Origin of the sequence: Gemmiger formicilis (genome assembly GCF_900167555.1) — a bacterium.
In the GTDB taxonomy this organism is placed as follows: Bacteria; Bacillota; Clostridia; order Oscillospirales; family Ruminococcaceae; genus Gemmiger; species Gemmiger formicilis.
Map to the genome: position 1 here is coordinate 1 of NZ_FUYF01000012.1, position 22,749 is coordinate 22,749.

The 22,749-nt window shown below is 49.5% G+C and carries 26 protein-coding genes; 24 read left to right on the forward strand and 2 right to left on the reverse strand.

Features of this window, described 5'->3' with window-relative positions; translation table 11 throughout:
- The first annotated feature begins 664 nt into the window (after positions 1-664).
- The 3 genes from tet(W) to B5D32_RS10030 all read left to right on the forward strand — a co-directional run bounded on the left by tet(W) (position 665) and on the right by B5D32_RS10030 (position 4,120).
- Complete coding sequence (gene tet(W), locus B5D32_RS10020) at positions 665-2,584, forward strand: tetracycline resistance ribosomal protection protein Tet(W) (protein ID WP_000691721.1); 1,920 nt, start codon at positions 665-667, stop codon at positions 2,582-2,584.
- 81 nt (positions 2,585-2,665) lie between these two features.
- Positions 2,666-3,121 carry an XRE family transcriptional regulator gene (locus tag B5D32_RS10025; RefSeq protein ID WP_001071126.1) on the forward strand — a complete coding sequence of 152 codons (456 nt, stop codon included), beginning with the start codon at positions 2,666-2,668 and terminating at the stop codon, positions 3,119-3,121.
- Positions 3,122-3,352: 231 nt separating this feature from the next.
- Positions 3,353-4,120, forward strand: a complete 768-nt coding sequence (locus tag B5D32_RS10030; RefSeq protein WP_000456787.1) for a class I SAM-dependent methyltransferase — start codon at positions 3,353-3,355, stop codon at positions 4,118-4,120.
- 41 nt (positions 4,121-4,161) lie between these two features.
- On the opposite strand, the gene B5D32_RS15805 is transcribed toward B5D32_RS10030, so the two are convergent.
- The gene (locus tag B5D32_RS15805) at positions 4,162-4,623 is read right to left on the reverse strand and encodes a hypothetical protein (RefSeq protein ID WP_021659603.1); all 462 of its coding nucleotides are present in this window, start codon (positions 4,621-4,623) and stop codon (positions 4,162-4,164) included.
- A gap of 82 nt (positions 4,624-4,705) precedes the next feature.
- Between B5D32_RS15805 and B5D32_RS10040 the strand changes: the two genes are divergently transcribed.
- The 12 genes from B5D32_RS10040 to B5D32_RS10095 all read left to right on the forward strand — a co-directional run bounded on the left by B5D32_RS10040 (position 4,706) and on the right by B5D32_RS10095 (position 13,806).
- Positions 4,706-4,903: a helix-turn-helix domain-containing protein gene (locus B5D32_RS10040; protein ID WP_001909500.1), complete on the forward strand. Its 198-nt coding sequence runs from the start codon at positions 4,706-4,708 to the stop codon at positions 4,901-4,903.
- A 131-nt stretch (positions 4,904-5,034) separates the two neighbouring features.
- Complete coding sequence (locus tag B5D32_RS15575; protein WP_000841357.1) at positions 5,035-5,226, forward strand: hypothetical protein; 192 nt, start codon at positions 5,035-5,037, stop codon at positions 5,224-5,226.
- Between the two features lie 646 nt (positions 5,227-5,872).
- Positions 5,873-6,271: a plasmid mobilization protein gene (locus B5D32_RS10050; RefSeq protein WP_001126628.1), complete on the forward strand. Its 399-nt coding sequence runs from the start codon at positions 5,873-5,875 to the stop codon at positions 6,269-6,271.
- The gene (locus B5D32_RS10055) at positions 6,243-7,910 is read left to right on the forward strand and encodes a relaxase/mobilization nuclease domain-containing protein (protein WP_009249723.1); all 1,668 of its coding nucleotides are present in this window, start codon (positions 6,243-6,245) and stop codon (positions 7,908-7,910) included. Before B5D32_RS10050 ends, B5D32_RS10055 begins: the two co-directional genes overlap by 29 nt.
- Positions 7,900-8,286: a cysteine-rich VLP domain-containing protein gene (locus B5D32_RS10060; protein ID WP_000998386.1), complete on the forward strand. Its 387-nt coding sequence runs from the start codon at positions 7,900-7,902 to the stop codon at positions 8,284-8,286. The genes B5D32_RS10055 and B5D32_RS10060 overlap by 11 nt, the downstream gene beginning before the upstream one ends.
- A gap of 72 nt (positions 8,287-8,358) precedes the next feature.
- Positions 8,359-9,153: a replication initiator protein A gene (locus tag B5D32_RS10065; protein WP_001205019.1), complete on the forward strand. Its 795-nt coding sequence runs from the start codon at positions 8,359-8,361 to the stop codon at positions 9,151-9,153.
- On the forward strand, positions 9,150-9,989 hold the full coding sequence (locus B5D32_RS10070) for an ATP-binding protein (RefSeq protein WP_000200031.1): 840 nt from the start codon (positions 9,150-9,152) through the stop codon (positions 9,987-9,989). The genes B5D32_RS10065 and B5D32_RS10070 overlap by 4 nt, the downstream gene beginning before the upstream one ends.
- A gap of 14 nt (positions 9,990-10,003) precedes the next feature.
- Positions 10,004-10,192 carry a transposon-encoded TnpW family protein gene (locus B5D32_RS10075; RefSeq protein ID WP_000427739.1) on the forward strand — a complete coding sequence of 63 codons (189 nt, stop codon included), beginning with the start codon at positions 10,004-10,006 and terminating at the stop codon, positions 10,190-10,192.
- 111 nt (positions 10,193-10,303) lie between these two features.
- Positions 10,304-11,923: a recombinase family protein gene (locus tag B5D32_RS10080; protein ID WP_000945966.1), complete on the forward strand. Its 1,620-nt coding sequence runs from the start codon at positions 10,304-10,306 to the stop codon at positions 11,921-11,923.
- Positions 11,924-12,204: 281 nt separating this feature from the next.
- On the forward strand, positions 12,205-12,477 hold the full coding sequence (locus B5D32_RS10085; protein WP_002593556.1) for a helix-turn-helix domain-containing protein: 273 nt from the start codon (positions 12,205-12,207) through the stop codon (positions 12,475-12,477).
- Entirely contained in the window at positions 12,437-12,814 is a 378-nt protein-coding gene (locus B5D32_RS10090) for a TnpV protein (RefSeq protein WP_005927690.1), read from the forward strand. The genes B5D32_RS10085 and B5D32_RS10090 overlap by 41 nt, the downstream gene beginning before the upstream one ends.
- A gap of 29 nt (positions 12,815-12,843) precedes the next feature.
- Positions 12,844-13,806, forward strand: a complete 963-nt coding sequence (locus tag B5D32_RS10095; protein ID WP_005927687.1) for a DUF3658 domain-containing protein — start codon at positions 12,844-12,846, stop codon at positions 13,804-13,806.
- A gap of 61 nt (positions 13,807-13,867) precedes the next feature.
- Here the strand turns inward: B5D32_RS10095 and B5D32_RS10100 are convergent, their stop codons facing one another.
- The gene (locus B5D32_RS10100) at positions 13,868-14,674 is read right to left on the reverse strand and encodes a helix-turn-helix domain-containing protein (protein WP_005924756.1); all 807 of its coding nucleotides are present in this window, start codon (positions 14,672-14,674) and stop codon (positions 13,868-13,870) included.
- A gap of 483 nt (positions 14,675-15,157) precedes the next feature.
- On the opposite strand from B5D32_RS10100, the gene B5D32_RS10110 reads away from it, so the two are divergent.
- The 9 genes from B5D32_RS10110 to B5D32_RS10155 all read left to right on the forward strand — a co-directional run bounded on the left by B5D32_RS10110 (position 15,158) and on the right by B5D32_RS10155 (position 22,731).
- Positions 15,158-15,346 carry a hypothetical protein gene (locus B5D32_RS10110; protein ID WP_078784917.1) on the forward strand — a complete coding sequence of 63 codons (189 nt, stop codon included), beginning with the start codon at positions 15,158-15,160 and terminating at the stop codon, positions 15,344-15,346.
- On the forward strand, positions 15,343-15,684 hold the full coding sequence (locus B5D32_RS10115; RefSeq protein WP_078784918.1) for a replication initiator protein A: 342 nt from the start codon (positions 15,343-15,345) through the stop codon (positions 15,682-15,684). Before B5D32_RS10110 ends, B5D32_RS10115 begins: the two co-directional genes overlap by 4 nt.
- Positions 15,677-15,973, forward strand: coding sequence for a DUF3847 domain-containing protein (locus B5D32_RS10120; RefSeq protein WP_002594808.1), 297 nt, complete (start codon positions 15,677-15,679; stop codon positions 15,971-15,973). Before B5D32_RS10115 ends, B5D32_RS10120 begins: the two co-directional genes overlap by 8 nt.
- 525 nt (positions 15,974-16,498) lie before the next feature.
- Entirely contained in the window at positions 16,499-16,837 is a 339-nt protein-coding gene (locus tag B5D32_RS10125) for a helix-turn-helix domain-containing protein (RefSeq protein ID WP_003509323.1), read from the forward strand.
- Between the two features lie 186 nt (positions 16,838-17,023).
- The gene (mobQ, locus tag B5D32_RS10130) at positions 17,024-18,604 is read left to right on the forward strand and encodes a MobQ family relaxase (RefSeq protein ID WP_078784919.1); all 1,581 of its coding nucleotides are present in this window, start codon (positions 17,024-17,026) and stop codon (positions 18,602-18,604) included.
- Positions 18,605-18,669: 65 nt separating this feature from the next.
- Positions 18,670-19,314: a CHC2 zinc finger domain-containing protein gene (locus tag B5D32_RS10135; RefSeq protein ID WP_078784920.1), complete on the forward strand. Its 645-nt coding sequence runs from the start codon at positions 18,670-18,672 to the stop codon at positions 19,312-19,314.
- The gene (locus B5D32_RS10140) at positions 19,283-20,620 is read left to right on the forward strand and encodes a virulence-associated E family protein (protein ID WP_078784921.1); all 1,338 of its coding nucleotides are present in this window, start codon (positions 19,283-19,285) and stop codon (positions 20,618-20,620) included. Before B5D32_RS10135 ends, B5D32_RS10140 begins: the two co-directional genes overlap by 32 nt.
- A gap of 242 nt (positions 20,621-20,862) precedes the next feature.
- A complete protein-coding gene (locus B5D32_RS10150) occupies positions 20,863-21,060 on the forward strand; it encodes a hypothetical protein (protein ID WP_002595176.1) in 198 nt (65 codons plus the stop codon).
- Positions 21,061-22,731: a recombinase family protein gene (locus B5D32_RS10155; RefSeq protein ID WP_055262334.1), complete on the forward strand. Its 1,671-nt coding sequence runs from the start codon at positions 21,061-21,063 to the stop codon at positions 22,729-22,731.
- The last annotated feature ends 18 nt before the right edge of the window (positions 22,732-22,749 follow it).

Below are 22,749 nucleotides of genomic sequence, written 5' to 3' on the forward strand. Positions count from 1 at the left end.
CAATGCTCATGTACGGTAAAGAAGCAAGCAACCGAAAACAATAGATAGACCGCCAGCACTACACTATTCCGAACCAAAGACCAAAAGATAAGCATTTTGAGAAAATCTAAACTTTTGGATTTTCCTACAATGCCGACTACGGCGGAATCCCTCCCACTCCTTATATATTTCTTTCTGTATACATTGAATTTGTATTTAGTAAAATGCAGACAACACCACGGATCGGCTTTTGGCTGGACAATTCCAACCAAACACCGCAGCAGACAGTAGAAACCATTCTGAACGTTAGGAAGCCGGTATGATTGTTACATATAAGGGGAAGAAAAATTTCTTTTAGATACTTGTTTTCCTAAAACTGATGTGATATAATAATTCAATTCCAGAAAAGGAGTAAAAAATATGCGGCAAGGTATTCTTAAATAAAACTATAATCAAATAGTGGGAACAAAGGATTATGATAGTCCCTTTTGTAGGGGCTTAGTTTTTTGTACCCAATTTAAGAATACTTTTGCCTTATCAATTTTGACATATCCCCAAAAACAGCACTCACAAACAGGTGTATGCTGTATATGTGTATGTCCGCAAATTATCATCCCCAGTGGTAAAAGTATTTTACTGCTGGGGATTTTTATGCCCTTCGGGGCAGTAAAGGGAGGACAATCACATGAAAATAATCAATATTGGAATTCTTGCCCATGTAGACGCTGGAAAGACGACCTTGACGGAGAGCCTGCTATATGCCAGCGGAGCCATTTCAGAACCGGGGAGCGTCGAAAAAGGGACAACGAGGACGGACACCATGTTTTTGGAGCGGCAGCGTGGGATTACCATTCAAGCGGCAGTCACTTCCTTCCAGTGGCACAGATGTAAAGTCAACATTGTGGATACGCCCGGCCACATGGATTTTTTGGCGGAGGTGTACCGCTCTTTGGCTGTTTTAGATGGGGCCATCTTGGTGATCTCCGCTAAAGATGGCGTGCAGGCCCAGACCCGTATTCTGTTCCATGCCCTGCGGAAAATGAACATTCCCACCGTTATCTTTATCAACAAGATCGACCAGGCTGGCGTTGATTTGCAGAGCGTGGTTCAGTCTGTTCGGGATAAGCTCTCCGCCGATATTATCATCAAGCAGACGGTGTCGCTGTCCCCGGAAATAGTCCTGGAGGAAAATACCGACATAGAAGCATGGGATGCGGTCATCGAAAATAACGATAAATTATTGGAAAAGTATATCGCAGGAGAACCAATCAGCCGGGAAAAACTTGTGCGGGAGGAACAGCGGCGGGTTCAAGACGCCTCCCTGTTCCCGGTCTATTATGGCAGCGCCAAAAAGGGCCTTGGCATTCAACCGTTGATGGATGCGGTGACAGGGCTGTTCCAACCGATTGGGGAACAGGGGAGCGCCGCCCTATGCGGCAGCGTTTTCAAGGTGGAGTATACAGATTGCGGCCAGCGGCGTGTCTATCTACGGCTATACAGCGGAACGCTGCGCCTGCGGGATACGGTGGCCCTGGCCGGGAGAGAAAAGCTGAAAATCACAGAGATGCGTATTCCATCCAAAGGGGAAATTGTTCGGACAGACACCGCTTATCCGGGTGAAATTGTTATCCTTCCCAGCGACAGCGTGAGGTTAAACGATGTATTAGGGGACCCAACCCGGCTCCCTCGTAAAAGGTGGCGTGAGGACCCCCTCCCCATGCTGCGGACGTCGATTGCGCCGAAAACGGCAGCGCAAAGAGAACGGCTGCTGGACGCTCTTACGCAACTTGCGGATACTGACCCGCTTTTGCGCTGCGAGGTGGATTCCATCACCCATGAGATCATTCTTTCTTTTTTGGGCCGGGTGCAGTTGGAGGTTGTTTCCGCTTTGCTGTCGGAAAAATACAAGCTTGAAACAGTGGTAAAGGAACCCACCGTCATTTATATGGAGCGGCCGCTCAAAGCAGCCAGCCACACCATCCATATCGAGGTGCCGCCCAACCCGTTTTGGGCATCCATCGGACTGTCTGTTACACCACTCCCGCTTGGCTCCGGTGTACAATACGAGAGCCGGGTTTCGCTGGGATACTTGAACCAGAGTTTTCAAAACGCTGTCAGGGATGGTATCCGTTACGGGCTGGAGCAGGGCTTGTTCGGCTGGAACGTAACGGACTGTAAGATTTGCTTTGAATACGGGCTTTATTACAGTCCGGTCAGCACGCCGGCGGACTTCCGCTCATTGGCCCCGATTGTATTGGAACAGGCATTGAAGGAATCAGGGACGCAACTGCTGGAACCTTATCTCTCCTTCACCCTCTATGCGCCCCGGGAATATCTTTCCAGGGCTTATCATGATGCACCGAAATACTGTGCCACCATCGAAACGGTCCAGGTAAAAAAGGATGAAGTTGTCTTTACTGGCGAGATTCCCGCCCGCTGTATACAGGCATACCGTACTGATCTGGCCTTTTACACCAACGGGCAGAGCGTATGCCTTACAGAACTGAAAGGGTATCAGGCCGCTGTCGGCAAGCCAGTCATCCAGCCCCGCCGTCCAAACAGCCGCCTGGACAAGGTGCGCTATATGTTTCAGAAGATAATGTAACGTCTTGCGCAATGCAAGCGTTCATTGCTGGCTATTGCGAAATATCATTGATAAAATCAGTATCAGAGAGGAGAAACTATTTTGAACCAGGAACAGACGAATATTACAACAGGAAAGCAAATACGTCATCTGCGAACACAATTGGGAATGACACAGGAAGAACTAGCCGGGGAATTGAATGTTACCCGGCAGGCACTATCGAATTGGGAGAGAGATGTTAATGAACCCGATTTAAATATGTTGAAAAAAATTTGCTTTCTTTTTGGAGTCAACATGGACGATTTTGCGAAGGAGGTAATAACAAAGATGGAAACATATGAAAAAAAGGAGAAACGACAATTTAATAAGTACGATATGGCAATTGGACTTTTTTATGGTGTTGGTATATTTCTTGGCATTGGTATTTTCTTTGTTGGCGGTTTTATGACAATGTCAGGTGCAGGGTGGGGAGCATCACTATTTGGCGGTGGCTGTTTTTCTCTTGTATTTGGCTTGATATGCCATGCAGTTATTACATTGAGAAGAAATGACAAATGATGACATATCCTGCTTTCTATACTTTTCGGTAATACCGAGTAAAAAAAGCCGCTGCTTTTGGCTTTCCAATAGCGGCGGCTTAATGCAAGCGGCGGCAAAGGGAAATATCCTTTGAATACCTTACAGAAGAAAAGTTTTGCAGCATTACAAAAATAAAAGCCTATACCATTTTGGAAAGAAAAGATACATAATAGTCAAGACGACAACAATCAGAAGTTATGGAGGGTAACAATGGAATATAGTAAGGAAGATTTAATGGAAGCAAAAAAGCAAATTTTGGGAGTGGGAGAGAACATGGGAACAGAGGAAAGTAAAAAAATCTGGGAGGAGAACGCACAATTTTGGGATAATGCAATGGGTGACGAATCTAATGAATTTCACAGAGAGGTAGTGCGCCCCAAAGTAACGGAACTTCTATCTCCTAATCCTGCGGATTACATTTTGGATATTGCGTGTGGCAATGGAAATTATTCTTCGTATCTTGCACAAAGAGGTGCTTCGGTTGTCGCTTTTGATTACAGCAAAAAAATGATAGAATTGGCTAAAAGACGGCAATCACAATATGCAAAACAAATTGAATTTTGTGTGGCGGATGCGACCGATAGAAAAAGTATATTAGAATTAAAAAGAAATCGAGCCTTTACGAAAGCAGTTTCTAATATGGCAATTATGGATATTACGGACATTGAACCACTTCTTATGGCTGTTTATGAACTGTTGCAGGAAAGCGGAATTTTTGTCTTTGCAACGCAACACCCTTGTTTTGTCACGTTGACTGAAAAATATATGACACCGCACAGTTACTATGATATAGCGATTGAAGGGCAACCGAAAGAGCAGATTTATTATCATCGTTCCATACAAGATATTTTTAACCTTTGTTTTAGAGCTGGATTTGTCATTGATGGATTTTATGAAGAATGTTTCAAAACCAACAAAGAAATTCCTATGGTAATGATAGTAAGGCTTAAGAAGGTAAAACGTGATAGCTTAAAATAAATTCAAGTTTGTCGGGTAAATAGCAAACCCAGCCGAGCCAGTCAACGATAAAATGAACGCCGCTTCGCGCCGTCGTTGACAGCCCCGCCCGTCTTTGCTGGTAGGCAATCAAGGGGCGACAGCAAGGAGTACTGCCGCCCCGCACTATTATTCAGAGAGGGGGAATTTCCATGACCGAAGATGAAGCCTACAAGGTGCATATCCAGTACACATTCAATGCCTTTTGCAAGGTAGTCATTCGTCACGCAGCCATAGATAAAATCTTGAAGCTGCGCCGGAGGTGGGAACGGGAAGTTTCCCTTGATTATCTGATGAGTGAAAAGTTTGTCCAGCTTGCCGAGCCGGAGTAGCTTGAAGAATATCTTTTTACCGCCTGCGGCCAGACCGCCGTTCTGTATCATGCGGAGCTTGCCGCCGCCCTTGCCCTTTTGCCGGAGCAGACGCAGGAAGAAATTTTTCGTTACTATTTCCTGCGCCAGCCGCAGCGAGTGATCGGCGTACATATTGGCCGGACACGCAGCACAGCGGGGCGGCATATCCGGCTTGCCTTGCAGCGGTTAAGGCGGCTCATGGAGGGAAATGACTATGAGTAAACTTCTCCCCTATGAAACAATCGTCAAAGCCCATGAGGGCGACCCGGACGCAATCGACACCATTCTTTCCCACTATGCCGGATATATCCGCTACTGTTCCAAAGTACACGGGAAAGTCAACGCCGAAGTTGAGGAACATATAAAGCAACAGCTCATTGCCGCCCTGTTCAAATTTCGCTTTGACCGATAAACAAAGAACAAACACTGGCTGTCATTAGCGGTTTCACTCCAGCCAGTTTACAATTCATCTATTCCTAAAGGAAGCAGGTCATAGTATAATAGAACCAACGACAAATATACTTTTAGGGGAGATATAGCAATATGAAAAGTAATAAATACTTAACTATTGGCTTATTAACAGGATTTATTGTCGGTGGTTGCATAGGTGTGTTGGCATGGGCGTTTTTGCAAAATCTTTTTGCTATTTCTATTTGTGCAGGTATCGGAATGTTGATTGGAATTGTTATAGGTACATTGATTGATTATGAAAAAAATAATCATCAAGAGAAATAGAAAAAATGCACAATGCCTTAAAGGGAAAACAGGAATTTATTGTGCTATCCATCATCGGGCCAACCTGACCTGAACTTTCAAAACTGAATATCCACCGCCCATCGGCGGCCAGCGAAAGCAGTAAGTCTGAAAAAGATTTGCTGCTTTTTTCTTTATCCGTTTGGCAAAATCGCAAAGTCATCCGTAGTAGGTAGGTGAAGCCGGAAACAAAAAATTTTCTGCGGCGGTAGCCAAATCTGCATTTTCTGTATTTCTAAGGCAAAGGAAAATTTGAGAAAATTCCCGGCAAGCGGGTAGCTGGCGGCCTTTGAAATGTATCTTTAGCGGAAAGAAAGAACTGCGGGTAAAAATCGCCCCACGCCGTAAGATTTTTGCAGAAATCCGGCCAAAACAGGCGGCAGCTATACGAGTAGTAAGTGCAAGGGGAAATCTACGGCTTACTTAGAGCAAGTTTCTACCACGGTGCCAAAATCCGCAATTCTGCGGTTTTGCCCCTCGCGGGAAACTTGTTGGGGAGTGCCTTCCCCAAACCCTGCTATGCGGCTTACGCCGCAAAAATATTTCTGTCCGGCAGACAGGAAATGCCCCGAAAATAGCTAACAGACCAGCCCATTTTTTGTGATAAGTGAAAGGAGGTTTACAGCCCATGCCGAAGCGATACAACACCCCCCACCGCAGCCATGTTGTGAAAACCCGGCTGACCGATGAAGAATACGCCGACTTCACAGAACGGCTTGCGCCCTATGGTATCAGTCAGTCCGAATTTCTCCGGCAGGCCATCCGGCGCACTACCATACGCCCCGTACTCCATGTGTCGTCAGTCAATGACGAGCTGCTCTCCGCTGTCGGGAAGCTCACAGCCGAGTACGGCAGGATTGGCGGCAATCTCAACCAGATTGCCCGCACCCTCAACGAGTGGCATAGCCCCTACCCGGCTATGGCAAAGGAATTGCGGGAAGCGGCCGCCGACCTTGCCGCCCTCAAGTATGAAGTCCTAAAGAAAGTAGGTGACGCCGTTGGCAACACTCAAGCATTTAGGCTCTAAGAACGCCGACTACGGAGCCGCCGAACAATACCTGCTCTTTGAGCATGACGAATTTACTATGAAGCCCGTCCTTGATGAAAACGGCAGGCTTATCCCCCGTGAGGATTATCGCTTGTCCACGCTGAACTGCGGCGGCGAGGATTTTGCCGTTGCGTGTATGCGCTCCAATCTCCGCTATGAGAAAAATCAGCGGCGGGAGGATGTGAAAAGCCACCACTATATCATCAGCTTTGACCCACGGGACGGGCCGGACAACGGCCTGACCGTAGACCGGGCGCAGGCGTTGGGGGAGCAATTCTGTAAAGAGCATTTCCCCGGCCATCAGGCCCTTGTCTGCACCCACCCGGACGGGCATAACCACAGCGGCAACATCCATGTGCATATCGTCATTAACAGCCTGCGGATAGAGGAAGTGCCGTTCCTGCCCTACATGGACAGGCCAGCGGACACGAAAGCCGGGTGCAAGCACCGCTGCACCGACGCAGCCCTACGCTACTTCAAGTCCGAGGTCATGGAGATGTGCCACCGGGAAGGACTTTACCAAATCGACCTCTTGAACGGCAGCAAGAACCGTGTCACAGACCGGGAATATTGGGCGCAGAAAAAGGGACAGGCCGCACTGGACAAGCAGAACGCCCCCATGATTGCAGGCGGTATCACGCCCCGGCAGACCAAGTTTGAAACGAACAAGGAGAAGCTGCGGCAGACCCTACGGAAAGCCCTTGCCACCGCTGCCAGCTTTGACGAGTTTTCCTCTCTGCTGTTGCGGGAGGGTGTGACCGTCAAGGAGAGCCGGGGGCGGCTGTCCTACCTCACGCCAGACAGGACGAAGCCTATCACCGCCCGGAAGCTGGGCGGCGACTTTGACCGCACCGCCGTCCTTGCCGTTTTGGAGCAGAACGCCCAGAGGGGCGTAACGGTTCGCTACACCCCGCAGCACCAAGCCGCCAGAGCCGCCGAACAGACCGCAGCCATACCCGAATACCTACACGCCGGGAAAGGCCGCTTACAGGGCGAAAAGACAGGGAAAATCGACCCCAGACAGGACAGTGTGCAGCGGCTTGTGGACATTGAGCAGAAGATGGCCGAGGGCAAGGGCAAAGGCTATGAACGATGGGCGAAGATACACAATCTGAAACAGGCCGCCAAGACCCTGACCATCTACCAACAGTACGGCTTTTCTTCCCCGGAACAGCTTGAAGCCGCCGTTGCTACCGCCTATCAGGAAATGCGCCAGACCAGCGGCGAACTGAAAGCACTGGAAACGAAGCTGCAAGGGAAAAGGGAGTTGCGGCAACAGGTACTTGCCTATGCCAAGACCAAGCCCATCCGCGAGGGGCTGAAAGCGCAGAAATCCGAGAAAGCCCGCGCCGCATACCGCCAGGCAAACGAGAGCGATTTTATCATAGCCGAAGCCGCCGCCCGGTATTTCAAGGCACAGGGGCTTACCAAGCTGCCCGGCCGAAAAGCGTTGCAGGCCGAGATCGAGCAGCTTATCTCCGAGAAAGACGGCCTGTACAACACCTATCACGAACAGAAGCAGCGGTTCAGGGAGTTGCAGACCGTCAAGCGGAACATCGACCAGATTTTGCGCCGGGAAGAGCCGCACCGCAGAAAGGAGCAGAGCCATGAACGATAAGCCGTCCCGCATGGACTACCGCCAGCACCAGGCAGCCCGCCGCCTTGTGCATGAGTGCTGTAACTACGACGAGGGGAACTGCCTGCTGTTAGACGACGGGGAGCCTTGCGTGTGCGTCCAGAGCATTTCCTATTCCCTCATGTGCCGCTGGTTCCGTGTGGCTGTCCTGCCCCTTGACGGGGAGCTGGCCGCAGCCCTCTTGTACCGGGGGAGCCGGAAACGCTGCGCGGTCTGCGGGGCGGCCTTTGTCCCCAAATCCAACCGGGGGAAATACTGCCCCGGCTGCGCCGGGTGCATGAAGAAACGCAAAGCCGCCGAGAGAAAGCGGAAACAAAGGCAGAAATGTCACGCTTTAGAGCCTTTCAAACCCGCATAAATCAAGGCTTTTTTCGTGGGTGTCAAAGGGTATGCGATACATTTATCCTTTCCCCCCGGAAATGCCGTCCTAATGCGTGACAAAGCCCAAAAACGACACAACACAGAGGGAGGTGATACTATCGCTGATTATATCAGGGCAGACACCACGCTGCCCGCCTATCTTCCATACCCCCGTTTCCTGCTGAAAATGGAGATTTCACAGACCGCCAAGCTGCTGTATGCGCTTTTATTAGACCGCTCCACCCTGTCACAGAAGAACGGCTGGCAGGACGGCGAGGGCAGGATATTCATTGTCTACCCCGTTGCGGAGATAGCGGAAATGCTGGACAAGGGTTGTACCGCCATCAAGGGAGCCTTGAAAGAACTGGACGCAGCCGGGCTTTTAGAACGGGAACGGCGGGGCTTCTCCGCACCCAATCGGCTTTATGTGAAAGTGCCGCCTGTCCCAGTGGTACGGTTTTCCGACCAACTGATGGCCGGAAAAGCGACCCTCATACAGTCGGAAAAGCGACCTTATGACGGTCGGAAAACCGACCCTATGATGGTCGGAAAACCGACCCCTAACAAAACTAATATAAACAACTTAATAGAGAACCAAACAATGAGAGCGAGTGGGGAGCCGCCCACAGCTTATGGCCGATATGAGAATATTTTTCTGTCAAAGGACGAATATGACGAGTTACAGGCAGAATACCCGGACAGGCTGGAACGGCTGATTGAGGAAATGAGCCATTACCTTGCCGCCAGCGGGAAAGCCTACCAGAATTATGCCGCCGCCTTGCACAGATGGGCGGCCAATGACAAAAAGGGAGCCGTAAAACAGGGCATCCCCGACTATACCTGTATGGAGGGAGAAAGCTTATGACAAGTGAAATCAAAGATATTTTGGAGAACATGACAACCGCCGCCCCGGAGATGGAGGACTATATCGGCGAGGACGGACTGCTTTACTGCGGAAAGTGCCATACGCCGAAAGAAGCCTACTTCCCGGAGGGTAAGGAGCTGTTTGGCCGTGACCGCCACCCGGCAGAGTGCGACTGCCAGAGAGCCGCCCGTGAGCAGCGGCAGGCCGCCGAGGAACACCGCCGCCATGTGGAAGCCGTGGAAAATCTGAAACAGAGGGCTTTTGCCGACTCAGCCATGCAGCAATGGACATTCGAGAACGACAACGGCAGAAACCCGCAGACCGGGATTGCCCGGCGGTATGCGGAGCATTGGGAAGAAATGCAGGCCGAAAACATCGGCTGCCTGTTCTGGGGGAACGTCGGCAACGGGAAAAGCTACCTTGCGGGCTGTATCGCAAACGCCCTCATGGAGAAAGAAGTCCCCGTATATATGACGAACTTCGCCGTTATCCTGGGCGACCTCTCTCCCGGCTTTACAGGCCGGAATGAGTATATTTCCCGCCTTTGCCGCTATCCGCTGCTTATCATTGACGACTTCGGCATGGAGCGTGGCACCGACTATGGACTGGAACAGGTATTCCATGTGATTGATACCCGATACCGCAGCAACAAGCCGCTGATCGCCACCACCAACCGCCCGCTGGACGAGTTGAAAAAGCCGACAGACACGGCCCATTCCCGGATTTATGACCGACTGCTGTCCATGTGCGTCCCGATACGCTTTACTGGCGTCAACTTCCGGCAGGAAACCGCAAAGCGGAAAATGGAAACCATGAAGAAACTGCTGGCTGAATGAAAGGAGTATTGCCTATGGAGAATATCAAGCAGCACGACCACCGTACCACCCGCCGCCCCGACTGCGTGACGGAAATCCGCATGGGGAATACCGTTCTTGTCGTGTCCGGCTTTTTCAAGAAAGACACCACCAGCACCGCCGCCGACAAGATGGCGAGGGTACTGGAAGCGGAAGCCGCTGCTACACAAAAAAAGGCGATTTGACAAGCTGTAAAGAAGCAGATTTATCACTTTTACCGCTGTACAGCCGCCCCTGTTCCGTGGTACAATGAAACCACGGAATAGTGGGGCTGGCTGTCGGAAACGGAGGATTTTATGTTAAGACAAGCCACCCAAAACCTCATTACCGCCCTTTATCCGAGATTGTCCCATGAGGACGAATTGCAAGGCGAGAGCAATTCCATTTCCAACCAGAAACGGATTTTGGAAGCCTACGCCAAGCAGAACGGCTTTACCAATCTGCGCTGGTACACCGACGACGGCTACTCAGGTGCGAACTTCCAGCGGCCCGGATTTCAAGCCATGCTTGCAGACATTGAAGCCGGGAAAGTCGGCACCGTCATAGTCAAGGACATGAGCAGGCTGGGGCGTAATTACTTGCAGGTGGGATTTTACACGGAAATGCTGTTCCCTCAAAAGGGCGTGCGTTTTATCGCTGTCAATGACAACGTGGACAGCGCAAACGGCGGCATGGACAATGATTTTACCCCTCTGCGGAACTTATTTAACGAATGGCTGGTGAGAGATACGAGCAAGAAAATCAAGGCAGTAAAGAAAGCAAAAGGCATGAGCGGCAAGCCTGTAACCAGCAAGCCAGTCTATGGCTATCTCATGGACAAGGACGAGAACTATATCGTTGACGAGGAAGCCGCCCCGGTTGTCCGGCAGATTTACCAGCTTTGCCTTGCGGGAAATGGCCCGACCAAGATTGCCCGTATGCTGACGGAGCAGCAAATCCCCACGCCGGGGACGCTGGAATACCGCAGGACGGGCAGCACCCGACGCTACCACCCCGGCTATGAGTGCAAGTGGGCGACAAACACCGTCGTCCATCTGCTGGAAAACCGGGAGTACACTGGCTGTCTGGTAAACTTCAAGACGGAGAAGCCCTCTTACAAGGTCAAGCACAGCGTTGAGAACCCCATCGAGAAGCAGGCTATCTTCCCAAATCACCATGAGCCGATTATCGACACGGAAACATGGGAGCGTGTGCAGGAGTTACGCAAGCAGCGAAAACGCCCGAACCGCTATGATGAAGTGGGGCTGTTCTCTGGTATGCTGTTCTGCGCCGACTGCGGCCATGTGCTGTATCAGCAGCGGTATCAGAACAAGAACCGCAAGCAGGACTGTTATATCTGCGGCAGCTACAAGAAGCGTACCCGTGACTGTACGGCACACTTTATCCGCACCGACCTTTTGACGGCGGGCGTGCTTTCCAATCTCCGGCAAGTGACGGAATACGCCGCCAGGCATGAGAGCCGCTTTGTAAAGCTGCTCATCCAGCAGAACGAAATCGGCGGCAAGAGAAAGACCGCCGCAGCCACGAAGCAGCTTGAACAGGCCCAGACACGCATTGCCGAAGTGAACCGCATTATCAAGCGGCTGTATGAGGACAATGTAAGCGGCAAAATCAGCGACGAGCGTTTCATGGAGCTGTCGGCGGACTATGAGCAGGAGCAGCGGGAACTGAAAGACCGGGCTGCCGCTTTGCAGGAGGAACTTTCCAAGTCGCAGGCCGCCACCGTCAACGCCGAGAAATTCATGGGGATTGTGAGAAAGCACCTTGCTTTTGAAGAATTGACCCCCACCCTCTTGCGGGAAATGATTGAGAAAATCGTCGTGCATGAGTGCAGCTATGACGAGAACGGCACCCGCAGGCAGGACATTGAGATTTATTACAGCTTTGTCGGCAAGATAGACTTGCCGGAAGCCTAACGCCTGACCTATCCGACACAGCCCTAAGTGCCGGATAGGAACGGCAAAATTTTTTACACTTCTATTACTTCTTTATCGCACATTAGCAAAGAGCCAGGGCGTGAAGCAGTTCATGGCTAATTAGTTGGAACAAAAAACGAAAGGAAAAGCACAATCCAGACGGTATCAGCGGCAGGCTACAAGAATAAATTGTGATTTCACAAGATTGGTGCTATAATAAGAGAAAAGTTCCTGCCGGGGCAGCCGCCCCGGTGGTATAGATAGAAAGGCAGGAAAACAATATGCACATCAGCTATAAGCCACTCTGGCACACACTGTTAGAGCGTGATATGAGAAAAGAGGATTTAAGGCTTGCCGCTGGTATGACAACAAATATGATTGCCAACATGAGCAAAGAGGGAAAGCACATCAGCATGGATACATTAGCCCGTATCTGCGAAACGCTGAATTGTGAGATTACCGATGTGATTGAGTTAGTACCAGACGAGCCTGCTTCCACAGGAGGTAAGGAACATGAGCGAATTGAAACCAAGAATAACGGAAAACGGAATTGATTATATCCTTGTCGGAGATTATTACATCCCGGACTTGAAACTGCCGGAGGAACACCGCCCTATCGGAAAGTACGGACGGATGCACCGGGAATATTTAAGGGAAGTCCACCCAGCCAGATTGAATACATTGATACTGACCGGGGAATTGTGGACATATCTTGCAGACCTGAACGAACAGGCACAGGAACGGTTAGACACCATCATGGAGCAGATGAAAACTGCCGAGGGCGTAACCGAGGAATTGAAGCGTACCCACCAAATGGAATGGGTGCAGCGTTGCAATAACATTCATAACCGGGCAGAAGAAATTGTTTTGCATGAGATGATTTATTCATAACGGGAGCAATTAAATCGGAGGTATATAAGATGATTGAAATTGTATTTGGTGAAAGTGCCTGTGGAAGTTTGAAAATTGCCCAAACTTACGGCAAGGGAAAGTATAGAGGAAGTGCTGTTTCAATATTTATGAGGCATGAAGACGGGAGTGTTCCATCTTCAGATGAAATGAAAAAAGCACAGCTTCAAGCACAGGAACAAGAACGCATTGCTTGGGAGAATGCTATTCCATTGGGAGGCAAGAGCTGTGATGTTTATTGTTTTGATATGGCTCTTAGTGTGGGAGATATTTCTGATAATGGAATTGGCGAACAGCGGAAAAATGTTTTCAAGAAAATGCTGTCTGTCTGCTTTGTAGAGGATTTAGATTATCAGGTTGAAGAAAAAATACAGAAAATTAAAACTACATTGACCTCAGTGATTGAACGATATGTAGCTGGGGAAGAAATTCGCATTTGGTATAGCTATAATCCAGATGAGCTTTGTGGTATGTATTGGCTTATGAAACAACTTCAACCCTTAAACTGCCAGACAACAATTTATTTGGTTAAGTTACCTACATGGGAATATGGAAAAGAAAATACTATGACATCCAAAATAGCATGGGGCGAGGTCTCTCCTGGCGAATGGGGAAACTATATAACTCTACAAGAGAAAGCTAATCCTGTATTTCTTTCAGCTTGTGCTATGAAATGGAATCAACTTCAAAATGAAAATGCACCTTTGCGTGCAATGTTAAATGGTAAATTGCAAAGCGTTTCAGAAGATATATATGATAGTTTCATTCTTCGTGAAATTGCGGAACAGCCAGAGCAATTCAAAATGGCTATTGTCATAGGTAATGTTTTAGGAAAATATCAACTTGGAATTAGTGATGTATGGATTTCCAATCGCATTGATAAAATGCTTGAAGATGGTGTGTTGGAAATTATACAGGACGCACCAAAGGGAGAAACAAATTATCGCCGAATATTAAGAAAACGAATGAAGTAATAACCACAGCACAAACCGCTGCTACATGGAATCCAACAAACCATGCAACAGCGGTTTTCCTTTACCGTTTTTTCCTCTGGTTGATAGGCGTTCCCGTTTTCTTTGATTTTTGGAGAATCCGAATAAGCCAGCGAAATTCTTCATCTGACAGATTTTTATAGTTGATACCGAGCTGCTTGCAGTAAAGCACTGCCAGTTTTTCCAAACGGCTGCCCTTGAAATTTTCGACCGCTTCCAGATTTTCTTTCAGTTCATTGGCAACAGTGGTCTGGGGCGCACTCTCACTATCCTTTTTATGGGTTTCCCGAATATCCCGGATAATCAGGTTTAGGTCATCCAGAACCATGTGGCTGAAATATTCATCATCACTGATATGGGCGGCTTGCAGCACTTTCAAATGTGGGTCATCTTCGCCAGGGCGATACCGTTCTATGATTTCATGTCGGACAGTATCGACAAGGGTGTTGAGGTTTTGAATCTGCATGGTGGCAATCCCATCCACATAAATCTCAATGTCCGCAAGAAACTTGATAAAGTCCTTATGGGTGGCAAGTTCGCAGAGCAGACGGTTGTTGATCCGACCGCTTTTCAGAAGTGCAACCATTTCATCGTTCAAATGCAGCTCCGTCAGTGGCGTGTTGATCTGCTCCCTGTTCTCTGTCCGGCACAGCAGATAATCGACGGAAACCCCATAGAAGTCTGCCAGCGTGATAAGGTTGCCATGATTGATTTCCTTAAAATCTTCTTTTTCATAACTGCCAAGGGCTGATTTAGAAATACCCGTTAGTTTTGATAGTTCTTCCAGATTTAAGCCTTTGTCCTTGCGGAGTTCCCAAAGGCGTTCCTGTATGCTTGTTGCTCCTTTCATGGGCACACGCTCCTTTCCAACGGTTTCATTGCTGCCGCTTATCTGGATTATATCACACTTTCCGTAATCGTGGAAATTTCTGATTTTTACCCTTAATTCCTACTTTGTGGACATACGGCACAGGGCACAAAAATGTTCTATGATACAGGTAGTTCATCGATGGATTATTCCAATCGAATGACCAGCCTGTGTGGGATATGCTTCCCCGGCGATGTAGCGCCATGAATTTTGGCAGGGATATGGAGGAACCCTGACCAAAACGAGCGTACCAAAGGGAGCGATACGCCGCTGTGAGATTCAGGGGAGGAACGACACCGGGGAGAACTGGCGAACTGACACCGAAATGATACCGAAACACAACAATCTGATAGGGGGACAGTCTACCCTATCGCTGATACTTCGGGAGATTTTAAGCGGCTCTATGGCTGTAATTTTACCGAAAATCGCCCCGAAACCATACACTAAAACGGGAGGAAGCGCAATATGCCGAGAATGAGCAAAAAGAGGAAGTATGAGCTTTCCTTTTACCTCAATGACCGGGGGCGTGTCACTTACAACGAATTATGCCGGAAATGCCAGCATGGGTGCAGGCAGAGCTTCCGGGCAGTTGTGGTTGACTGCCCTCTTTATTTATCCAAACGAGCAAAGAAAAAGGAGGAACACACAAAATGAATTTTGAATTTATGACGATAGACACACCCTTGCCGCCCTGTATGCCATTTCCCAGAGCGTTGACAGGATTTCCAGTCAGCAGCACAGCAAAGCTCATGTACTGCCGGATGCTGGACGCTATGCTCTCCAAAGGACAGGAGGACGAGAACGGAATCCTGTTTGTCTGCTTCCCTGTCACAGCCATTGCCGCAGTCCTGTCCCGCAGCTCCATGACGGTCAAGCGTTCTCTGAATGAACTGGAAACTGCAGGACTTATCATGCGGGTGCGTCAGAGCGTTGGAGAACCAAACAGGATTTATGTTCTGATACCGGGAAAGGAGGACGCTGCCCTTGCCTGATACCTCAAAGCTGGAAAAGCTCAACCGGGAGCTGGAGAAAAGCGAAAAGAAACTGCGGAAAGCCATCAATGATGAAAAGGCATTGCAGCACCAGTTGAAGCAGCTTACCCGAAAAGAACGGACACACCGGCTCTGTACTCGTGGCGGTATGCTGGAAAGTTTTCTGCAAGAGCCGGAACGCCTGACAGATGATGATGTCATGCTGTTGTTGAAACTCATTTTTCACAGGCAGGACACGCAGGAACTATTGAAAAAACTGTTGGAACGGGAGAAGCCGGAAACCCCTTAGTTTACTAAGGGCGCAATTATACACCACCCAAAGGTTGGTGCATTGCGTTCTCCGAAGGCTCCTCGCCGGAGGGCTGTGATTTTCCGCAGTCATGGTCTGCTCCAAATCAAACAGGGGACGCTACGCTTCCCCTGCGCTGGCTGTCGCCAGCTACCCTTTTGTGGACTTGCCGCCCGGAAACACCTTGCGCTGCAAGCTGTTCCCGTCCAGCAAGTTTTATCAGTCGAGCTATCCTTATCTACGGTAATTTAGTATAATAAGGTCAAAAAACAGAACGCTATCATTGTGCAACCGATATGCAACTGATAATTGCTTGATAGTTGGTGGTAGCAACACGGTAATTCAGATAGAATAAAGCCAACAAAGAAAGGAGGTCATCCAAATGTTAGTAAACATCATTATAATTGTAGTCGGAATAGTTTTCTCATGTATCTTTGTCGGCTTGCTTATCCTTGTTATTCGTGCATTGCTTAAATATATCCGTACAGAGAAATGAAGCCAACAGCAACATTAGGAGGTGGTCAAATGAAAGTAACCGTATTTATGATAATCGTTGGAATAATTTTCTTATGTATCTTTGTTGGTTTGCTTACCCTTATTGTTCGTGCATTACTCAAATATATCCATTCAAAAGATGTACGGCAGGAAAAATCCGTAGTGAGGAAATCGTTGGGTGAAGCACTCAAAGTACACAGAACACAGTGCAAAATGACGCAGGAATTTGTTGCTGAAACGATTGGTGTTAGCAGGCAGGCTGTTTCAAAATGGGAAAATGGAACATCCGACCCTTCCACATCAAATCTTTTTGCACTTGCAAAACTTTACGGTATTTCTGTTGAAGAATTACTAAAAGAAGTTGAATAATCTTCATGCAGATATTTTATTTCATCATCGGGCCACCCTGACCCGAACTTTCAAAACTGAATACCAGCCGCCCACCGGCGGCACCACCGAGCAGGAAATCTGAAAAGGTCTCCTGCTTTTTTTCTGCCCCAAATGAGGTGGTAAAACGCCACCCCATCCACCAATTACCGAAAGGAGGGACACGAAATGCCCTGTCCACACAACGAAATCTCGATTGTGCAGCGAAGCCAACAGCAGTCTGCGGTTGCCGCCGCTGCCTACCAGAGCGGCGAAAAGCTGTTCTGTGGATACGATCAGGAAGTGAAGCACTACCCGGAAAAGCGTGGTATCGTCCACAATGAAATCTTGCTTCCGGCAAATGCCCCACGGTCGTATGCAGACCGCAATACTTTATGGAACGCCGCCGAAGCGGTGGAGAAGCAATGGAATTCCCAGCTTGCAAGGCGGTGGGTGCTTACCATCCCCAGAGAGATACCGCCCGACCAGTACGCTGTCCTTGTCCGGGAGTTTTGTGAACAGCAGTTTGTTTCCAAAGGCATGATTGTTGACTTTGCCATCCACGACCCCTATCCGCCGGGACATAATCCCCACGCCCATGTCCTGCTCACTATGCGGGCAATGGACGAACATGGGAAATGGCTTCCCAAGAGCCGCAAGGTTTATGACCTTGACGAGAATGGGGAACGGATAAAGCTGCCATCCGGCAGGTGGAAAAGCCACAAGGAGGATACGGTGGACTGGAACGACCAGAAGTATTGTGAAATCTGGCGGCATGAATGGGAGGTCATCCAGAACCGCTATCTGGAAGCCAATGACCGCCCGGAGCGTGTGGACTTGCGTTCCTATGCCAGACAGGGGTTTGATATTATCCCTACTGTCCATGAGGGGGCTGCTGTCCGGCAGATGGAAAAGCGAGGTATCCAGACGAATATCGGCAACCTGAACCGGGAAATCAGAGCCGCCAACCGCCTGATGAAGTCCATCCGGCAGCTTATCCAAAACCTCAAAGGCTGGATTACCGAGCTGGGAGAAAAACGGAAGGAGCTGCTTGCACAAAAGGCGGCGGAGGAAGCGACACTTCTTCCCAATCTGCTGATGAAGTATATGGAGATACGAAAGGAAGAACGGAAGGACTGGACAAGGGCTGGACAGAACCGGGGAACTTCACAGGACTTAAAGGCAGTCAGCGAAGCCCTGTCCTATCTCCGGCAAAAGGGGCTTTCCACTGTGGAGGACTTAGAAGCGTTTCTGGAATCTTCCGGGAAATCAGCCGCAGATTACCGCAATCAGATGAAGCCAAAGGAAGCCCGGAGCAAAGTGATTGACGGGATTCTTGCCAGCCGGACAGACTGCAAGGAATGTAAGGCTGTCTATGAGAAGTACCAGAAGATATTTTTTAAGAAAACAAAGGAGAAATTCAAACAGGAACACCCGGAGGTTGCCCGATATGCGAAAGCCGCCGCCTATCTTGCCAAGCACCCGGACGATAAGGATAAAACGAAAAATGAGCTGCAACAGGAGCAGGAAACGCTTCTTAGCGAAATCGCAGAGCTGAAAATACCGCTGACCGAGGTACAGGAGGATTTGAAGAAGCTGCGGGACATCCGCTACTGGGTACGGAAAGCCACACCCGGCACAGAGGAAAGCAAAGAGCCGCCCAGGAAGCAGCCTATCAAGGAAGTCTTGCAGGATAAGGCAGACGAGAAAAAAGCACAAAGAACCGCCCCGACGCAGACGAAACACAGACAACAGGATATGGAACTTTAACAGGCACTTGCCATTTTCAAGCAGAGAATGTCAGGTGCTTTTCTTATTTTCAAGGAGGGATAGATTTGAATGTATTTGAAGCTGTGAAGCAGTCCGTCACAACAAGACAGGCTGCGGAGCATTATGGAATCCATGTAGGTCGGAACGGGATGGCTTGCTGCCCGTTCCATCACGATAAAACCCCAAGCATGAAGCTGGATCGGCGTTACCACTGCTTCGGCTGCGGTGCGGATGGGGATGTGATTGATTTTGCCGCCGCCCTGTATGGGCTGGGAAAGAAAGAAGCCGCCACACAACTGGCAAATGACTTCGGGCTTTCCTATGAGGACTGGAAGCCGCCGGGAAAGGCAAAAAAGCCCAAGCCTCGGCAGAAATCCCCGGAGGAACAGTTTCAGGAAGCAAAGAACCGCTGCTTCCGTATCCTTGCCGACTATCTCCATTTGCTAATGGCATGGAGAACGGACTATGCCCCGCACTCCCCGGAGGAAGCCTTTCATCCCCGGTTTGTGGAAGCCTTACAGAAGCAAGCCCATGTGGAATATCTGCTGGATGTGCTTCTGTTTGGGGAAACGGAGGAAAAAGCGGCTTTGATTACGGACTACGGAAAGGATGTGATACAGCTTGAACAGCGAATGGCAGAGCTTGCAGCCGCAGACGCAGCAAGAACTAAAAAACACCATGAACGCCATGCAGCCGCCCCAGAGCATTGAGGAAATCAAGGCGGGGCTGGAAACCACCGAGAAAGGCGGCGTCCGTCAGAGCATCCGGAACTGCTTGACCGTATTCCAGCGTGACCCGCTGCTTTCCGGGGCTATCGCATACAACATCCTGACCGACCGCAAGGACATCATAAAGCCCATCGGCTTCCACAGGGAAAGCACCGCCCTGAACGATACGGACATGAAGTATCTGCTTCTCTATCTGGAAGAAACCTACGGGCTTACCAATGAGAAAAAGATTGATAACGCCATCGGGATTGTGGCGAATGAAAACAAGTACCACCCCATCCGGGACTATTTAAGTGCCCTTGTGTGGGACGGTACAGAACGAATCCGTTTCTGTCTGCGGCACTTTCTGGGGGCTGACGCAGACGATTACACCTATGAAGCGTTGAAGCTGTTCCTGCTGGGTGCAATCTCACGAGCCTTTCAGCCGGGGGGCAAGTTTGAAATCATGCTCTGTCTGGTCGGCGGTCAGGGGGCTGGCAAGTCCACTTTCTTCCGTCTGCTGGCAGTCCGGGACGAGTGGTTCTCCGATGATTTGCGGAAGCTGGACGATGACAATGTGTACCGCAAGCTGCAAGGTCACTGGATAATTGAAATGTCGGAAATGATGGCAACCGCCAATGCCAAGAGCATTGAGGAAATCAAGTCCTTTCTAAGCCGCCAGAAAGAGGTTTACAAAATTCCCTATGAAACTCACCCGGCAGACCGCCCCCGTCAATGCGTGTTCGGCGGCACTTCCAACGCCCTTGACTTTCTCCCCCTTGACCGTTCCGGCAACCGCCGATTTATCCCGGTCATGGTGTACCCGGAGCAAGCCGAGGTTCACATTTTGGAGGACGAAGCCGCTTCCAGAGCCTATATCAGCCAGATGTGGGCGGAAGCAATGGAGATTTACCGAAGCGGCATGTTCAAGCTGTCATTCAGCCCAGCCATGCAGCGGTATCTCAAAGAACACCAGCGGGATTTTATGCCGGAGGACACCAAAGCCGGGATGATACAGGCTTACCTTGATAAGTACACCGGGGAAACGGTCTGCTCCAAGCAGCTCTACAAGGAAGCCTTAAACCACACCTTTGATGAGCCGAAGCAATGGGAAATCCGGGAAATCAACGAGATTATGAACCAGTGCATTACCGGGTGGAACTACTTTTCCAATCCGAGGATGTTTGCGGAATACGGCAGACAAAAGGGCTGGGAGCGTGAAATCCCGGCAACGGACACCGACAACCCGCCCGAAAAATCTATGGACGGTTTTGTGGAGGTCACAGAGCAGATGGAGCTTCCATTCTGAAAATGACAGCCCGTTGCCGACTTCGTTGCTATCCCGTTGCCGAGCCGGTTGCCGGGGAAAATCCCTTATTTCCGGGCTTTTTCCCTCTCTGACAACCAAAACAACAGAAAAATAAAAGAAAAGTATAAATAGTAATCAACGCCAGATTGAGATTGTTTGCAAGGTCTTTTGAAGCCCGTTGCCGGACTTCGTTGCCGACCGTTCTCTGTCTGGCTATTTTCATGTATGGAGGATAACTGCCTATGGCGAAAAATAAGACCAAGATTGAAGTGACAACCGTATTTGACGGGGAACTGGACGCCACCGATGTGTTCGTCAGCCTGATTTCCCAGAAATACGGCAAAACAAATACAAAAGAATATCTTGCTAAAAAGAAAGATTTGAAGTATAATGAAGATGAGGTTCAACAGAGCCAGATACCGTCTGGATTGTGTGGGTAAATGGCTATGATGAACGAAATGGAATACAGAACAATCGGTTCAGCACTTGCCGGGGGCTATCGTGCGGCGGTCTATTGCAGGCTGTCAAAGGACGATGACCTGCAAGGCGAAAGTGCCAGTATCGCAAACCAGCGTGATATGCTGGAAAAATACTGCGAAAAGCAGGGATGGGAGGTTGTGGCAGTCTATCAGGACGATGGCTTCACAGGTCTTAATATGGAGCGTCCTGATTTACAGAGAATGTTGAGAGCCATTGAGCGCAGGCAAATCAACCTTGTCATCACGAAAGACCTCAGCCGACTGGGGCGTAACTATCTGCAAACCGGGCATTTGATTGAGGACTTTTTCCCAAGAAACGGTGTCCGCTATATTGCCATGAATGACGGTATCGACACCCTGCGGGATAACAACGACATCGCCCCGTTCAAGAATATCCTGAATGAGATGTACAGCAAGGATATTTCCAAGAAAGTCCATTCCTCTTATCTTCTGAAAGCGCAGAAAGGACAGTTTACCGGGTGTCTTGCCCCGTTTGGGTATCGGAAAGACCCGGAGGACAAAAACCATCTGCTCATTGACGAGGAAACCGCCCCGATTGTGCGGCTGATTTTCGGATATGCCCTGAACGGTCATGGTCCGAACTATATCCGCAGACGGCTGGAGGAAGAAAAAATCCCCTGCCCCACATGGTGGAACCGGGAACGGGGGCTTCGCAACACCCGAACCAAATGGGAAAAGAAAGACCCGGAAAACGGGCGGTATATGTGGGACTTCTCCGTTATCAAAGACCTTTTGATGAATCCCGTCTACACCGGTGCGATTGCTTCCCAGAAAAAAGACTACCGTTTCAAAATCGGCACAATTGGGGAAAAGAAGCCGGAGGACTGGATTGTGGTGGAGGGACAGCATGAACCGCTGATTGACCGCATGAGCTTTGACATTGTGCAGAACAAGCTGAAATCCCGCCAGCGTCCGGGGCAGACCGATGAAATCAGCCTGTTTGCCGGATTGTTAAAATGCGGCGAGTGTGGGAAGTCGCTGACGGTACGCTACACAAACGCAAAACATCCCCAGCGGATTTATTCCTGCAAGACCTACAACGCCTTTGGAAAGAACCACTGCACCCAGCACCGGATTGACTATGACACCCTTTACAGCCATGTGCTGCGGAAAATCCGGGAATGTGCCAGAGCTGCCCTGATGGACGGGGAAGCGGTTGCCGACCGCCTGACCAATACCTGTGAAGCAGAGCAGCGGGAACAGCGGGAAGCAATGGAACGCTCCCTTACAAGGGACGAGGAACGGATTGAGGTTCTGGACAAAATGGTCATGCGGCTTTATGAGGATATGATTGCAGGGCGTATCAGTGAGCAGAATTTCAACACCATGCTGGAAAAGACACAGACCGAGCAGACGGAGCTTAAAGCAAAAGTGTCCGAGGGCAGAAAGCGGCTGTCTGATGAAGTCCAGCTTGCCAATGACGCAAAACAATGGGTGGAAGCCATTCAGGAATATGCCAACATCACAGAGCTGGACGCAGCCACCCTTAACCGCTTAATCAAAGAAATCGTCGTGCATGAACGCATTGACGAAGATAAAACAAGACACATTTCTATCGAAATTCATTTTAATCTCAAACCCATCCCGGAGGTGGAACAGGTCACTGCCTGACCTGTCCCGCCGGGACGG